General features: G+C 69.1%; 13 protein-coding genes. 1 reads left to right on the top strand and 12 read right to left on the bottom strand.

What is annotated here, in order from left to right:
- Positions 1-42 precede the first annotated feature (42 nt).
- From BQ7106_RS08330 to BQ7106_RS08280, 11 genes are all read right to left on the bottom strand, one after another.
- Positions 43-861 (bottom strand): DegV family protein, encoded by an 819-nt coding sequence (locus BQ7106_RS08330; RefSeq protein ID WP_072374139.1) that lies wholly within the window; start codon positions 859-861, stop codon positions 43-45.
- Complete coding sequence (accD, locus tag BQ7106_RS08325) at positions 849-2,573, bottom strand: acetyl-CoA carboxylase, carboxyltransferase subunit beta (RefSeq protein WP_072374136.1); 1,725 nt, start codon at positions 2,571-2,573, stop codon at positions 849-851. The genes BQ7106_RS08330 and accD overlap by 13 nt, the downstream gene beginning before the upstream one ends.
- On the bottom strand, positions 2,563-3,903 hold the full coding sequence (gene accC, locus BQ7106_RS08320; RefSeq protein ID WP_072374133.1) for an acetyl-CoA carboxylase biotin carboxylase subunit: 1,341 nt from the start codon (positions 3,901-3,903) through the stop codon (positions 2,563-2,565). Before accC ends, accD begins: the two co-directional genes overlap by 11 nt.
- Positions 3,904-4,003: 100 nt before the next feature.
- Positions 4,004-4,417, bottom strand: coding sequence for a 3-hydroxyacyl-ACP dehydratase FabZ (gene fabZ / locus BQ7106_RS08315; RefSeq protein WP_072374130.1), 414 nt, complete (start codon positions 4,415-4,417; stop codon positions 4,004-4,006).
- Between the two features lie 10 nt (positions 4,418-4,427).
- A complete protein-coding gene (gene accB, locus BQ7106_RS08310) occupies positions 4,428-4,832 on the bottom strand; it encodes an acetyl-CoA carboxylase biotin carboxyl carrier protein (RefSeq protein ID WP_072374127.1) in 405 nt (134 codons plus the stop codon).
- A gap of 3 nt (positions 4,833-4,835) precedes the next feature.
- Positions 4,836-6,083: a beta-ketoacyl-ACP synthase II gene (gene fabF, locus BQ7106_RS08305; protein WP_072374124.1), complete on the bottom strand. Its 1,248-nt coding sequence runs from the start codon at positions 6,081-6,083 to the stop codon at positions 4,836-4,838.
- 93 nt (positions 6,084-6,176) lie between these two features.
- Positions 6,177-6,947, bottom strand: a complete 771-nt coding sequence (fabG, locus tag BQ7106_RS08300) for a 3-oxoacyl-[acyl-carrier-protein] reductase (protein ID WP_072374120.1) — start codon at positions 6,945-6,947, stop codon at positions 6,177-6,179.
- Entirely contained in the window at positions 6,948-7,886 is a 939-nt protein-coding gene (locus tag BQ7106_RS08295) for an ACP S-malonyltransferase (RefSeq protein WP_072374117.1), read from the bottom strand.
- Positions 7,874-8,818, bottom strand: coding sequence for an enoyl-[acyl-carrier-protein] reductase FabK (gene fabK, locus BQ7106_RS08290; RefSeq protein ID WP_072374114.1), 945 nt, complete (start codon positions 8,816-8,818; stop codon positions 7,874-7,876). Before fabK ends, BQ7106_RS08295 begins: the two co-directional genes overlap by 13 nt.
- A gap of 2 nt (positions 8,819-8,820) precedes the next feature.
- A complete protein-coding gene (locus BQ7106_RS08285; RefSeq protein ID WP_072374111.1) occupies positions 8,821-9,057 on the bottom strand; it encodes an acyl carrier protein in 237 nt (78 codons plus the stop codon).
- Between the two features lie 76 nt (positions 9,058-9,133).
- Entirely contained in the window at positions 9,134-10,105 is a 972-nt protein-coding gene (locus BQ7106_RS08280) for a beta-ketoacyl-ACP synthase III (RefSeq protein WP_072374108.1), read from the bottom strand.
- 258 nt (positions 10,106-10,363) lie between these two features.
- Between BQ7106_RS08280 and BQ7106_RS08275 the strand changes: the two genes are divergently transcribed.
- Positions 10,364-11,134: a biotin--[acetyl-CoA-carboxylase] ligase gene (locus BQ7106_RS08275; RefSeq protein WP_072374105.1), complete on the top strand. Its 771-nt coding sequence runs from the start codon at positions 10,364-10,366 to the stop codon at positions 11,132-11,134.
- Positions 11,135-11,249: 115 nt separating this feature from the next.
- Here the strand turns inward: BQ7106_RS08275 and BQ7106_RS08270 are convergent, their stop codons facing one another.
- The gene (locus BQ7106_RS08270; RefSeq protein WP_072374102.1) at positions 11,250-15,677 is read right to left on the bottom strand and encodes a DNA-directed RNA polymerase subunit beta'; all 4,428 of its coding nucleotides are present in this window, start codon (positions 15,675-15,677) and stop codon (positions 11,250-11,252) included.
- Between the last annotated feature and the right edge of the window lie 4 nt (positions 15,678-15,681).

Raw genomic sequence — 15,681 nt, 5'->3', positions numbered from 1 at the left:
GCCATCGCCCCCGAACGCGCATGGGGCGTGCTCCCGGGACGCCTACGCCCAGGCGAGCCCCACGGCACCGACGCCGAGGTGCTCCGCAAGCACCGGGCCGCCGTCCTTGACGCGAATCCTCGCCTCGGGGAAGCGCGTGCGCGCCGCGAGGAAGACCTCACGCGCCTCGTCGCCGCGCGGACCGAAGTGGGAGATCACGAGGTCGGAGGTCTCGCCGGGAACTCGGTCGACCATCTCCGCCGCCATGCCGCGCGCGCCGCGCCCGTCCGAGAGCTTGACGATGCCGCCCTCCTGAAGCTCCATCACGGGGTAGCGGTTGAGCTTGGTCGCCACCGCCCTCCTGATCGCGCCGAGACGGCCGCTGCGCGAGAGCGCCTCCATGTCGGGGACGCTGAAGACGATGCGCGTGCCGCCCCGCAGCTCGGTCAGGTCGTCCACGATCTCGTCGAGCGAGCAACCGCCGTCGGCGAGGGCGCGGGCACGACGCAGCAGGAACTCGAGCGCCCCCGCCGTCACCCATGAGTCGAGCACCGCCAGGCGCGGGCTCTGCACGAGCGACGCGGCGTCCTCGGCGCTGCGATAGGCGCCCGAGAGGCGCGAGGAGATGGTGACGCACAGCACGTCGTCGCCCTCGTCGAGGTGACGGCGAAAGACCGCCTCGAAGGTCGACGTCCGCACCGCCTGCGTGGCGATGTGGTGTCCCGAGTCGAGCAGCTCGGCGTAGTCGCCGTTCTCGCCGACAAAGCCCTCGCTGCGCAGCGACGAGTCGATGGAGTAGGACATCGGCACGACGTCGACGCCCAGCTCGGCGGCCTCCTCGCGCGTGAGGCCGCAGGTGGAGTCAGAGACTATCGAGAGCATATGCGGTCGCCTCCCATTGCACGGAACTTGTCGTATCGCCTCGACACGAGCTCGTCCGACGAGAGCCCGTCGAGCTCGTCGAGTGCGAGCTCGACCTCGCGCATGAGGTCGTGGGCAATCTCGGCGTGCGTGAGCCCGAAGTCGGGCACCACGCCGTCAATGATACCGAGCCTCGCGAGGTCCGGGGCCGTGATGCGCAGCGCCTCGGCGGCCTCGTCGGCCCGCTTGGCGTCCTTCCAGATGATCGATGCGCACCCCTCGGGGCTCACCACGGAGTACGCGGCGCTCCCGAGCATGAGGACGCGGTCGGCGACGGCGAGCGCCAGGGCGCCGCCCGAGCCGCCCTCCCCCACCACGACGCTCACGATGGGGGTGGACAGGCCGCTCATCTCCACGAGGCTCGACGCGATGGCCTCGCCCTGCCCGCGCTCCTCCGCCCCGATCCCGCAGTAGGCCCCAGAGGTGTCCACGAGGCAGAGAACGGGACGGTGGAACTTCTCGGCCTGCCGCATGAGGCGCTGCGCCTTTCGGTAGCCCTCGGGGTGCGCCATGCCGAAGTTCCTGCGCACGCGCTCCTTGGTGGAGCTCCCGCGCTCGATGGCCACGACGGTCATCACGCGGTCGCCCTTCCACCCGATGCCCGCCACGACCGCCGCGTCGTCGGCGAAGAGGCGGTCCCCGTGCAGCTCGACGAAGCCGTCGAGCGATCGCTCGATGAGCTCGAGCGACGTCGCCCGGTCAGTGGATCGCGTGAGCTTGACGATGTCGTAGGCGGTCTCGGGCTCCGGCGCGCGGCGCGCGCGAGAGGACCTGCGGCCCCGCGGCTCCTCATGGGAGAGGGCGTGCGGCGCGCCCGTCGCCGGCGCGACGCCCTCGTGCAGGGCAAGCAGCTCGGAGAGGGTCGCCACCATGTCGCCGCGCGTGACGATGAGGTCGCAGAACCCGTGCTCGAGCAGGAACTCGGCGCGCTGGAAGCCGGCGGGGAGGCGCTTGTGGGTGGTCTGCTCGATGACGCGCGGACCGGCAAAGCCCACGAGCGCGCCGGGCTCGGCGATGATGACGTCACCCTCCATGGCAAAGCTCGCGGTGACGCCGCCGGTGGTGGGGTCGGTGAGGACGGTCACGTAGAACAGCCCCGCCTCGGAGTGACGCCTGACGGCGGCGGAGACCTTGGCCATCTGCATGAGCGAGGTCGTGCCCTCCTGCATGCGGGCGCCGCCGGAGACGGTGAATCCCACGACGGGAAGGCCGAGCTCGGTGGCGCGCTCGAAGACGCGGCAGATCTTCTCGCCCACGACCGAGCCCATCGAGCCCATCATGAAGTCGGCGTTCATGAAGAACAGGGCACAGTCGTGCCCTCCCACGAGGCCGCGGCCGCAGACCACCGCATCCGCCTCGTGGCTCTTCTCGCGCGCCGCCTCGAGCTTCTCGGGGTAGCCGGGGAACTCGAGGAAGTCCGTTGCGGCGAGGTCGCGGTCCCACTCCTCGAACGTCCCCGCGTCAACCGTGACGCGCATGCGCTTCCTGCCGGACAGGCGCAGGTGGTGGCCGCAGCGAGGACACACGTCGAGGTTGTCCCGGAGCTTGGTCTGGTCGATGACGCGCCGGCATCCCGGGCACTTGACGAGGACGTGGCGCTCGGGGAACTCGGCAGCGACGTCGGTCACCGGCCCCTCGAGCGCGTTGACGCTCTTCTCTCTCCTACTGCTCATAGAGGTGCTCCATCAGGTTGGTGTGGTAGTTCCCCGAGACGAACTCGGGGTTGGAGAGGATGTCGAGGTGCAGCTCGCTGTTCTCCGCCACGCCCTCGATCACGAGCTCGCCCAGGGCGGAGCGCATCTTTCGGATGGCCTCCTCGCGCGTCGAGGAGCACACGATGAGCTTGCCGAGCAGCGAGTCGTAGTACGGCGGCACGACGGCACCCACGTAGAGCGCCGAGTCGAAGCGCACGAGCGGGCCGCCGGGCACGTGCAGCATGGTGACCTCGCCGCACGACGGCAGGAACTCGGGCGTCTCCGCGTTGATTCGGCACTCGATGGCGTGGTTGGCAATGGAGATGTCGTCCTGGGAGAAGGGCAGCTCCCGGCCGGCCGCCACGCGAAGCTGCCACTTGACGAGGTCGACGCCGCTCACGAACTCCGTGACGGGGTGCTCGACCTGCAGCCGGGTGTTCATCTCCATGAAGTAGAACTGACCGTCGTCGGCAAAGAGGAACTCGATCGTGCCCACGCCCACGTAGCCGACGGCGCGCGTGAGGTCTCGCGCGGCCTTGTGCATGCGCTCGCGCACGCCGGGATGCGCATCCAGGCACGGGGCGGGGCTCTCCTCGATGAGCTTCTGGTTGCGGCGCTGGACGGAGCACTCGCGCTCGCCGAGCGACACCACGTTTCCGTGCGCGTCCGCCAGCACCTGGACCTCGACGTGGTGGGCGGGCGAGACGAACTTCTCCATGTAGCACTCGCCGTCGCCGAATGCGGCCTCGGCCTCCGCGCGCGCCTCGGTGAACGCCCGCGCGGCGTCCTCCGCGCGCTCGACCTTGCGGATGCCGCGACCGCCGCCGCCCGAGCGGGCCTTGATGAGGACGGGGCAGCCGATTCGCTCGGCCTCGGCCACGGCCTCCTCGGGGCTCGTGAGGAGGTCGCAGCCGGGGACGATCGGCACGCCCGCCGAGCGGGCGGTCCGACGCGCGGCGTCCTTGTCGCCCATGCGCTCGATGACCTCGGCCGAGGGGCCCACGAAGACGAGGCCGCACTCCTGGCACTCGCGGGCGAAGTGCGCGTTCTCCGAGAAGAACCCGTAGCCCGGGTGAATCGCCTTGGCGCCGGACTTGAGCGCCACGGTGAGGATGGCGTCCTCGTTGAGGTAGGAGTCCGCGGGGCGAGGGCCTCCGATGCAGTAGGCCTCGTCGGCGAGGGCGACGTGGAGCGCCTCGGCGTCCGCCGTCGAGTAGACCGCAACGGTTCTGACGCCCATCTCCTTGCACGCGCGTATCACGCGAACCGCGATCTCCCCGCGGTTCGCAATGAGAATCTTGTCGAACATCTTGCCTCCCCGGGTTGCGTGCAAAGGGGACAGTCACTTTTGCACGCTCGGCGCCGGCCGTGCAAAAGTGACTGTCCCCTTTGCACGGCCGGCGTTGTCACTACATGAGCGCGAACGACATCTCCGCCTGGCAGCAGAGCTCCCCGTTCACGCGCGCCTCGCCCGTGGCGAAGCGGAAGGGCCCGCGACTCTTGGTGATGCGGCACGTGAGCTCGATCGTGTCGCCGGGGCGCACGGGGTGCTTGAAGCGCACCTTGTCGAGGCTCGTGTAGAAGGGCGTGGCCCCCTTCGCCGCGAGATCGTTGGCGAGCAGGACACAGCAGTTCTGCGCCAGCATCTCGCACTGGATGACGCCGGGGACGATGGGGTTCCCCGGAAAGTGGCCCTGGACGAAGAACTCGTCCCCGGTAATGGTGATCTTGCCGTGGGCCTCCCCGTCCACGACCTCGGCCTCGTCGAGGAGCAGCATGGGCTCTCGGTGCGGAAGCAGGCTCTTGAGCTCTTCCCTGTTCATGTCTGCCCCCCTAGTAGATCTTCATGAGGCAGCAACCGTACTCGACGAGGTCGCCGTCATGCACGCAGATGTCAACGATCTCGCCGTCGGCCTCGGCCGTGACCTCGTTCATGACCTTCATGGCCTCGATGACGCAGAGGGTCTCGCCCTTCTTGACCTTCGAGCCGACGTGCACGAAGGGCTCGGCGCCCGGAGCGGGGGCGGCGTAGAAGACGCCCACCATCGGCGCGCGCACGGCGGTGGTGTGGGACATGTCGAGCGGCGCGTCGTCCGACGCCGCGACAGGCTCGGGGGCCGGCGCGACGGGGCCGCACTCCAGCTCGATGGCAGAGCCGTCCGGCTCCTCCACGCGCACGCGCGTGAGGCCACGGCTCGTCATGATGTCAGCGACCTGGGCGATCTTGGAAGCGTCCATGAGCTAGCTCCTCTCCACGGCACGCAGCGCCAGGGCGGCGTTGTGTCCTCCGAATCCGAGGTTGGTGGAGAGCGCCCAGGTGAGCTGGCACTCCACCGCCTCGTTGGGCGTGTAGTCGAGATCGCACGCCGGGTCCGGCGTGCGGTAGTTGATTGTGGGCGGCACGACGCCGTTCTCGAGGGCGAGCGCGCAGGCCATGGCCTCGACGGCACCCGTGGCGCCGATCATGTGGCCGGTCATGGACTTGGTGGAGGAGACGTGCGCTGCGCGGGCGGCCTCCTCGCCCAGGGCCTGCTTGAAGCCGAGCGTCTCGGACGCGTCGTTGAGCTTGGTCGAGGTGCCGTGCGCGTTGATGTAGAGCCCCTCCTCGGGTCTCACGCCACCCTCCTCGACGGCGAGACGAATGGCGCGGGTGATGCCGGCGGCCTCGGGATCGGGGCTCGTGATGTGGTGCGCGTCATCGGTGTTGCCGTAGCCCACGACCTCGGCATAGATGTGCGCCCCGCGTGCCACGGCATGGTCCCACTCCTCGAGCACGAGCACGCAGGCGCCCTCGCCCATGACAAAGCCGTCCCGGTCCGCGTCGAAGGGGCGGCACGCGGTTGCGGGGTCGGGGTTGGTCGTGAGGGCGCGACAGCTCGTGAAGCCCGCAATGGAGTCGGGCATGATGGCAGCCTCGGCGCCGCCGGCGAGGATGGCGTCGGCATAGCCGTGCTTGATGGCGCGGAAGGCCTCGCCCACCGCGTGCGCCGAGGTGGCGCAGGCGGTGACCACGGGAAGGGTGGGGCCGAGCGCCTTGTGGCGGATGGCGATCGCACCCGTCGCCATGTTGGAGATCATCATCGTGATCATGAACGGCGACGCCCGCCTCGGGCCCCGCGCGTCGATGGTGTGCACGTTGTCGGTGTAGGACTGGATTCCGCCCACGCCCGAGCCGACGTACACGCCGAGGCGCTCGTGGTCAATCGCCCCCTCAGCGTCCAGGCCGGAGTCCGCCATGGCCTCGTCCGACGCGACGAGGGCATACTGCGCGTACGGGTCCTGGTGGGCGGCCTCCTGCTTGCCGAGCAGCGCCGCGGCGTCGAAGCCCTTGACCTCGGCGGCCACCTTGACCTTGAAGGCCTCGGTATCGAAGTGGGTGATGGGGCCGATGCCGCAGCGGCCGGACACCATGCCGTCCCACGTCTCCCGGGCAGTGTTGCCAAGCGGCGTCACGGCGCCGATGCCGGTGATTGCAACCCTGTGTTCCATCTCAACTCCCAACGCGTGCAAAAGGGACAGTCACTTTTGCACGTCCGTCATGTGCGCGTGCAAAAGTGACTGTCCCTTTTGCACGCGTACCAGCTACATCGCCATGCCGCCGTCGACGCGGATGACCTCGCCGGTCACGTATGAGGCGGCGTCGCTCACGAGGAAGCGCGCGACGGCGGCAACCTCGTCGGCCGCCGCGAGGCGCCCGAGCGGAATCTGCTTCTCGTAGTTCTCGCGCACGGCGTCGGAGAGCACGGCCGTCATGTCCGTCTCGACGAAGCCGGGGGCGATGGCGTTCACCGTCACCCCGCGCGGCGCGAGCTCGCGCGCGACGGACTTGGTGAGGCCGATGAGCCCCGCCTTGGAGGCGGCGTAGTTCGCCTGCCCCGCGTTGCCCATGAGACCGACGACCGAGGCCATGTTCACGACGCGGCCCCCGCGCTGCCGCATGAGGGTACGGGAGAGGGCGCGGATGGTGTGGAACGCGCCCTTGAGGTTCACGTCTATGACGCGGGCGAAGTCCTCGTCGGACATCCTGACGAGCAGGCCGTCGCGCGTGACGCCCGCGTTGTTGACGAGCGCCCACACGGAGCCAAAGTCGGCGAGAACCGCGTCCGCCATGGCCTTGACGGCCTCGGCGTCCGAGACGTCGCAGCGGTAGGTGCGCGCGGTGGCGCCGGCGGCCTCGCAGGCGGCGACGGTCTCCGCTGCCGCAGCCTCGTTTCCGGCGTAGACGAGCGCGAGGTCAAAGCCGTCGGCAGCAAGCCCCTCGGCGACGGCGCGCCCGATGCCGCGGGAGGCGCCCGTCACGAGGGCGACGCGACGGCCGGCGTCACGCTCAAGGGTTCCGGTCTTCTCGGCCATCTATTCCTCCTTGGCGTCGGCGAGCGCGGCGAGAACCGCCTCGAGCTGCTCGACGGTCTCGCACGGCAGCGCCGTGACGTTCTCGAGCGTGCGGGTCACGAGGCCCGTGAGCGTCTTTCCAGGACCCACCTCGACGAAGGTGTCCACGCCCATGGCCGCCATGGCCTCGAGGGTGCGGACCCACTGCACGGGGTTGGCCACCTGGCTGGCGAGAAGCGCCACGCGGGCATCCTCGTCGGCCGGGTATGCCTCGGCGGTGCGGTTGGCAAGAACGGGGACTGCGGGCTCGGCAGGAGCGTGGCCGTCCGCGAGGTAGGCGGCGAGCCCACGCTCGGCCTCAGCCATGAACGGGCTGTGGAAGGCACCCGAGACGGCCACCTTCATCGCGCGGCCCCTCGCCTCCTTCACGAGCGCGTCGAGCCTCTCGCAGGCCTCTTCCGTACCGGCCACGACGGTCTGCAGGGGGCTGTTGTAGTTCACGGGCCAAGCGTCGCCCGCCTCGGCGGCCAGGCGCTCCACGGTGGCGGCGTCGAGCTTCACCACGGCACGCATCGCCCCGGGGTTCTTCTCGGCTGCGTCCGCCATGAGCTCGGCGCGGTGGCACACAAGCTCGAAGCCGCGCTCGTCGGTGTAGGCGCCGGCATATGTGAGCGCGGCGACCTCGCCCAGCGAGAAGCCCGCCACCACGTCCGGACGCACGCCGCGCGCCTCGAGGGCGCGGGCGGCGGCAAGGTCGGCGGCAAAGACGCACGGCTGGGTGTTGATGGTCTGCGCCAGCTCCTCCTTGGTGCCGGAGAGGCACTGGTCGGTGGTGCCGGGACGCACGGCGTCGGCCGCCTCGAAGACGGCGCGGGCAGCGGGCTCGGACTCGATGAGGTCCGCGCACATGCCAGGGTGCTGGGCGCCCTGGCCTGCGAAGAGGAACGCTACCTTACCCATTGGCTCGCCCCCGCCAGGACCTTCTCGGCGCCGTTCACGAGGTCGTCCACGATCTCGAGGGCGCTCTGGCGCTCCTTCACCATGCCGGCGATCTGGCCGCAGAGGAACGAGCCGTGCTCGTAGTCGCCCTCCTTGGCCGCCTTGCGCAGCGCGCCCGTGCCAAAGGCGTTGAGCTCGTCGACCGAGGCGCCCTCGGACTCCATCTTGAAGTAGGCGTTGGAGAAGGGGTTCTTGAGGGCGCGGACGGGGTGGCCGGTGGAGCGACCGGTGGCGCGGGTGGAGATGTCGTTGGCCTTGAGAACCATGTCCTTGTACTGGTCGGACACGGTGCATTCGTCGGCAACGAGGAAGCGCGTCCCCACCTGGACGCCCACGGCGCCGAGCATGAGGGCGGCGGCCACGCCGCGGCCGTCGGCGATGCCGCCGGCGGCGATCACGGGGATCTTCACGGCGTCGACGACCTGCGGCACGAGGGCCATGGTCGTGGTCTCGCCGATGTGGCCGCCAGACTCTGTGCCCTCGGCGACGACGGCGACGGCGCCGGCGCGAGCCACGAGCTTGGCCATTGCGACGGAGGCGACCACGGGAATGACCTTGATGCCGGCCGCGTTCCACGCCTTCATGTACTTGGTCGGGTTGCCGGCGCCGGTGACGACCACGGGAACGTGCTCGTCAATGACGACCTGGGCAACCTCGTCGGCAAACGGGCTCATGAGCATCACGTTCACGCCGAAGGGCTTGTCCGTCTTGCTCCTGAGCTCGTGGATCTGGTCGCGCAGCCAGTCGGCGTTCGCGTTCATGGCCGCGATGATGCCCAGGCCGCCGGCCTCCGACACAGCGGAGGCGAGGGAGGCGTCGGCGATCCAGGCCATCCCGCCCTGGAAGACGGGCTTCTCGATACCGAGGAGGTCGCAGATGGGGGTGCGCAGCATGACTAGTTCTCCAGAAGGGCGTCGACCATGTCGACGAACTCGCCGATCGTGGTGGGGTTGGACTCGGCGTCGATCTCGATGCCGAACTCGTCCTCGCAGGCCATGACGGCCTCGACGGTCGCCAGGCTGTCCAGGCCGACCTCGGCGAGCGTGGTGTCGGCGGTCAGCTCGACGTCGTCGAGGCCGCCCTGCTCGCGGACGATGGCGCACACGCGGTCGAAGGTGCTCTGATCTGCCATGGTTCTTTCTCCTTATCTCCGTGCGCCCGGTCGGGCGCGCCGATGGACTGTTGTGGTGCGCTCGCGCGAAGCGCCCCTAGTCGCCGGGTCGGTCCCAGCGAAGGAGGCACGCCCCCGTGTCGAGGCCCGCCCCGAAGCCGACGAGGACGACGAGCTGTCCCCCCTTGAGCTCGCCCGCGCGCGCGAGCCGGTCGAGCGCGAGCGGGATGCACGCGCTCGAGATGTTGCCCGTCTCCTCAAGCGCGCGCGCCACCTTGGCGTTGTCGATGCCGAGCCGCTGCACCGCCGAGGAGAGGATGCGCTCGTTGGCCTGGTGAAACACGAAGTGGTCGATGTCGTCGACCGCGACGCCCGCCTGCTCGCAGAGCGCCTGGACGGAGTCGCAGATGGCGTTCACGCCGAACTTGAAGACGCGACGCCCCTCCATCGCGAGCACACTGGCGGGGCGTTCGGTCGCGTCGTAGGGGGAGCTTCCGGCGACTCCGGGAACGTGAAGGATGTCAACGGATGGCTCGGTCGTGAGGCGCAGCGCGAGGGGGTTCTCGCCGTCGGGGCCGAGCACCGCCGCGGCAGCGCCGTCCCCGAACAGGACGCAGGTCGCGCGGTCGGACCAGTCGACGAGCCGGCTCATCTTCTCGGCCGCCACCACGAGCACGCGCTCGCCGCGCCCGCGGGCAAGGTAGCCGTCCGCGACGTCGAGGGCGAAGACGAAGCCCGCGCACGCGGCGGAGAGGTCGAAGGCCGGGCAGGACGCGCCGATGAGCTCGGCGACGGCGCAGGCCTCCGCCGGGATGAGGTGGTCCCCGCTCGTGGTGGAGCAGATGATGAGGTCAAGCTCCCCCGCGGAGACGCCCGCCGCCTCGAGCGCACGGCGACACGCCGTCACGGCGAGCTCGTCGAGCGTCTCGGTCGTGCAGATTCCGCGGCTCCTGATGCCCGTGCGCGGGAAGATCCACTCGTCGGAGGTGTCCAGGAACTCGGAGAGGTCATCGTTGGTCACGGAGCGCTCCGGGAGCGCCGAGCCCGTACCAAGAATGCGAAATCCCACCTTCTTGCCCCCCTGTCATCCGGTTGCCGCGGTCCACGCAATGTTAACCCGTCAACATCTTCTTGGTAGGCTAGTCAAAGTGCGGAGGACCAAGCCACGACATTGTTCAGCTTCTCAATTTTGCCACGACTCCTCCACATCGGAAACGTGCACGGGCGCAAAAGTGACGGTGGGCGGCAGCAGGCGGGACACGGGCGCGCCTTCCCTACAATTGAGTCGCCCCGTCCACCCGACCGGATACCGCAGGAAAGGGCCGCGATGACGCTCCCACCAATCACCGTTCTCGACGCCGTCGGCTCCACCAACGACGTCGCGCGCACCCTCGGACTCGCTGGGGCACCGCACGGCGCCGCAGTGGCAGCGCGCAAACAAACCGCAGGTCGTGGGCGTCGCGGACACGCCTGGGAGTCTCCGCGCGGCAACGTCTACCTCTCCGTGGTGCTGCGCCCGCGTGTCACCCCCGCGCGGCTGCCGGGCCTCGCCGCGGCCTGCGGGGTCGGGGCGCTCGACGCCCTGCGCGCGCTCGCCCCCTCCCGCGAGCCCCTGCTCAAGTGGCCCAACGACATCCTGGCACGCAAGCGCAAGCTTGCCGGCATCCTCGTCGAGGCGGTGCGGGGCACGGCGGGCGACGCCTTCGCCGTCTGCGGCATCGGCGTCAACGTCTCCGCCGCCCCGCGCGACCTCGCTGCCGTTTCCCTCGCCGAGCTCGCTCCCGCGGCCTCCGCAGACGCGGGGACCGACGTCGGAGGGCTCGCCGCGGCGCTGCGCGACCACATCGTGGCGCGAGTGGACGCCTGGTCTGCGGCCGACGGCGACCGACCGCTCGACGGCGTGCGCGAGGACTACCTCGCCCGGCTCGCCTGGATGAGTGCCGCCGTCGTGGCACGCGATCCGGAGAGCGGCGCCGAGCTTGCACGGGGAACGCTCGTCGACGTGGACCCCTGGGGGCGTGCCGTGCTGGAGACCCCCTCGGGGCGCATGTCCCTCACCGCCGAGCAGGCCTCCCTGAGGCCGGCGTCGGACACGTAGCGCCCGCGGCCCGGGTGGGCGGACCCCCGTCACTGGACACGGGAGAAACAAGAGGGCGCCGGCCCCGCGAAGTGCGGAACCGGCGCCCGATCGGATTCAGCGGAGGACGGGAGCGCTACTCCTCGTGCTCGGCCTCCTGACGAACGACCTGGGAGAGCAGGTCGTCGAGGGACCCGAGGTCCTCGTTGATGATGTCAGAGTCGCCGGCCGGCGAGTCGGAGCCGCCGATGAGCTCGTCGTCATCGAAGTGGTGCGTGGAGGGCGCCGCCGTGCCGAGCATGATGTCGGCGTCGGCGTCGGGCGAGAAGACCATGTTCAGGAGCTGGGAGAGGTCCTCGCTGTCCGCCTCGGAGTCATCGGGCTCGAGGATGTAGAGCAGGCCGCGCGCCTCGAGGCCGTCACGGAGCTCCTCGATCGCCTTGGCGCCGATGCCGTCGATGCGCAGCAGGTCGTCCTCGGTCTTGCCGATGAGGTCACCCACGGTCTCGATGCCCACCTCGCTGAACTTGTTGGTCCAGCGCTGCGAGACGCCGAGGTCGTCGAAGAGGTAAAGCTTCGCGTCCTCGCTGGAGAGCGTGCGACCGTTCTTGGAGTAGACGCCGCCGAAGCCGTAGTCGTCGCCCACCCAGTCCAGCTGCTTGGGAAGCTGCTCCTCGATGCCCTTGAGCTCGTCGGGCGCCCACTCGGGCAGGCTCTTGGCGAGCGGGGACGTGGGGCCGTCGATCTCGGTCCCGTGGTAGGTGAGCTTGACGTCGTGGTAGGCCGAGAGGCCGGTACCCGCGGGAATCTGCTTGCCCACGATGACGTTTGACTTGAGGTCGAGCAGGTGGTCGACGTCGCCCTCGATGGCGGCCTCGGTGAGGACGCCGGCCGTGCGGATGAACGACGCGCTGGACAGCCAGGAGTCGATGGAGCTCGCCACCTTGAGGGTGCCGAGGATGACCGGCTCCGCCTCGGGCGGCGTGCCGCCGGCGAGGGCGATGTCGCGGACCGCGTCGGCGAAGACGTAGCGGTCGACGTACTGGCCGAGCAGGTACTGCGAGTCGCCCGGGTTGGTGACCTGGACGCGGCGCAGCATCTGGCGCGCGATGACCTCGATGTGCTTGTCGTTGAGGTCCACGCCCTGCGAGGTGTAGACGTCCTTGACGGACTCGACGAAGGTGTGCATCGTCGACTCGATGTCGGTGAGCTTGCGCAGCTTGCGGAAGTTCACGAAGCCGCGGGTGATCTGGTCGCCGGCACGAACCTCGACGCCATCCTCGACGCCCGGCATGAAGCGCACGGACGCGGGCACGCGCCACTCGTCGACGATGCGCGAGGCGTCCTCGGTGTCGTAGATGCGCAGCAGGTACTCGGTCTGCTCGGGCGTGATGCGCAGCAGACCGGAGACGGGCGCAAGGTCCGCCTCGCGACCAAGGATCTTCTCGTTGACGTTACCGACAACGTCGAACATGCGGGCGACCGTGGGGAGGCCCTGCGTGATGTCGTCGGCGCCCGCGACGCCGCCGGAGTGAATGGTACGCATCGTGAGCTGGGTGCCCGGCTCGCCGATGGACTGCGCGGCGATGATGCCAACGGCCGTGCCGATGTTGACCGGACGACGGGTGGAGAGGTCCCAGCCGTAGCACTTCTGGCAGACGCCGTACTTGGACTTGCAGGTCAAAAGCGCCCTGAGCTCGATCTTCTTGAGGCCGCGCTCGACGAGCATCTCAAGCTGGTCCTTGGACTCGACGTAGGCGTCCCGTGCGATGAGCACCTCGCCGGTGGCGGGGTCGCAGATGTCGTTCAGGGCGCAGCGGCCGATGAGGTCGGTGTCGACCTCGCTCTGGCCCGGCTTGATGAGCGGGTAGGTGACGCCCTCGTCGGTGCCGCAGTCCTCCTCGCGCACGATGACGTCCTGGGCGACGTCGACGAGTCGGCGGGTCAGGTAGCCGGAGTCGGAGGTGTGCGACGCCGTGTCGACGAGGCCCTTGCGGGCGCCGTAGGTCGAGATGAAGTACTCGAGCGGCTCGAGGCCCTCACGGAAGTTGGCCTTGATCGGAAGGTCGATCGTGTCACCGGACATGTCGGCCATGAGGCCTCGCATGCCGGCGAGCTGACGGAGCTGCGTCTTGGAGCCACGGGCGCCGGAGTCGGCCATCATGTAGATGGGGTTGTCCTCGGCAAAGCCCGCGAGCATCTCGGTAGCGAGCAGGTCGGTGCACTCGGTCCAGGCGTTGACGACCTCGGTGTGACGCTCCACCTCGGAGAGGAAGCCGTCCTCGTAGTACTCGTTGATCTCGTCGACGCGCTCCTGCGCCTCCTCGAGCAGCTGGGGCTTGTCCTCGGGAATCGTGGCGTCCCAGACGGAGACCGTCAGGCCCGCGATGGTGGCGTAGTGGAAGCCGGTCTCCTTGATCGCGTCGAGGATCGGCTCGACCTCGGCCGTGGTGTAGCGGTCGCAGCAGTCGTTGACCAGCGCGCTGATGTCGCTCTTCACCATCTTGTAGTTGATGAAGGGGTAGTCGGCGGGCAGGCACTGGCGGTTGAAGATGATGCGGCCGGGCGTGGTCTCGAAGCGCGCCGAGCGCTCGGTCACGTCGAAGTCCTCGAAGGTCCCCTTGCCCGTGAGCACGCGGAAGATCTTGCGACCATCCTGCTCGACATTGGCGTCGGCGGCGGAGACGCGCACGATGACGGGCTGCTGGATGCCGAGCTCGCCGTTCATGTCAATGGCGAGGAGGGCGTCGTCGAAGTCGGAGAAGACCGGGGTCTCCTCGCTGCGCGCGCCCTGCTCGGTGGTCAGGAAGTAGGCGCCGAAGACCATGTCCTGGGAGGGAACGGTGAGCACCTTGCCCGACGCGGGGCTGCGCAGGTTGTTGGACGACAGCATCAGCACGCGCGCCTCGGTCTGGGCCTGCGTGGAGAGCGGCACGTGCACGGACATCTGGTCGCCGTCGAAGTCTGCGTTGAAGGGGGCGCACACGAGCGGGTGCAGGTGAATCGCCTTGCCCTCAACGAGCACCGGCTCGAACGCCTGGATGGACAGACGGTGCAGGGTGGGTGCGCGGTTGAGAAGGACCAGGCGGTCCTTGACGACCTCGGAGAGCACGTCCCACACGGCCGGCATCTGGCGGTCGATGGCGCGCTTGGCGCCCTTGATGTTCTCGACCTTGCCGAGCTCGACCAGGCGACGCATCACGAACGGCTTGAAGAGCTCGAGCGCCATCTGCGTGGGCAGGCCGCACTGGTGCAGCTTGAGCTTGGGGTCGACGACGATGACCGAGCGGCCGGAGTAGTCGACGCGCTTGCCCAGCAGGTTCTGGCGGAAGCGGCCCTGCTTGCCCTTGAGGGCCTCGGCGAGGGACTTGAGCGGGCGACCGCCGCGCCCGGTGACGGGACGGCCGCGACGGCCGTTGTCGAAGAGCGCGTCGACGGACTCCTGCAGCATGCGCTTCTCGTTGTTGACGATGATCGCGGGAGCGTCGAGGTCGAGCAGGCGCTTGAGTCGGTTGTTGCGGTTGATGACGCGACGGTAGAGGTCGTTGAGGTCGGACGCCGCGAAGCGACCGCCGTCGAGCTGCACCATCGGGCGCAGGTCGGGCGGGATGACCGGAATGACGTCGAGAATCATGTTGGCCGGGTCGTTGCCGCCCTTGAGGAAGGCGTCGACGATCTCGAGGCGCTTGATGGCCTTCTCGCGCTTCTGCTTCTGGGCGTCGTCGGAGGCGATGATCTGGCGCAGGCTCTGGGCCTCGGACTCGAGGTCGATGCCGCGGAGCAGCTCGCGCACGGCCTCGGCGCCCATGCCGCCCTTGAAGTAGATGCCGTAGTAGCGCTTGAGCTCGGAGAAGAGCCCCTCGTCGGAGATGAGCTCACGCTCCTCGAGCTGCATGAACTTCTCGTAGGCGTCGCGACGCAGCGCCTTCTCCTCCTCGTACTCCTCCTCGAGGTCGGCGATTCCGGCGCGAATCTCGTCGGCGGAGAGCGGCTCGACGTCGCCGAACTCGTCGGCGGACGGCTCGCCCTGCTCCTTCAGGCGCTCGATCTGCTCGTCGCGCTCGGCGTCGAGCTCCTCGAGGTCGGCGGCGAGCTCCTCCTTGAGGTCGTCGGCGTCCGCCTCGCGAGCCTCAACGTCGACGTGCGTGATGATGTAACTCGCGAAGTAGAGCACCTTCTCGAGGTCCTTGCTCTTGATGTCGAGCAGGCGCGCGAGAGGGAAGCTCGTGGGGCTCTTGAAGTACCAGATGTGGCTCACGGGGGCCGCGAGCTCGATGTGACCCATGCGCTCGCGGCGCACCTTGGCCGTGGTCACCTCGACGCCGCAGCGCTCGCAGACGATGCCGCGGAAGCGGATGCCCTTGTACTTGCCGCAGGCGCACTCCCAGTCCTTCTGCGGTCCGAAGATCTTCTCGCAGAACAGGCCGTCCTTCTCGGGCTTGAGCGTGCGGTAGTTGATGGTCTCGGGCTTCTTGACCTCGCCGCACGACCATCTGCGGATGCGGTCGGCAGAGGCGAGCGAGATCTTGATGGCGTCGAAGTCGGTGGTATCGAAATCTGCCACAGTC

The organism is Thermophilibacter mediterraneus (genome assembly GCF_900119385.1).
Classification (GTDB): Bacteria; Actinomycetota; Coriobacteriia; order Coriobacteriales; family Atopobiaceae; genus Thermophilibacter; species Thermophilibacter mediterraneus.
This window is presented reverse-complemented; position numbering and strand designations above follow the sequence as displayed.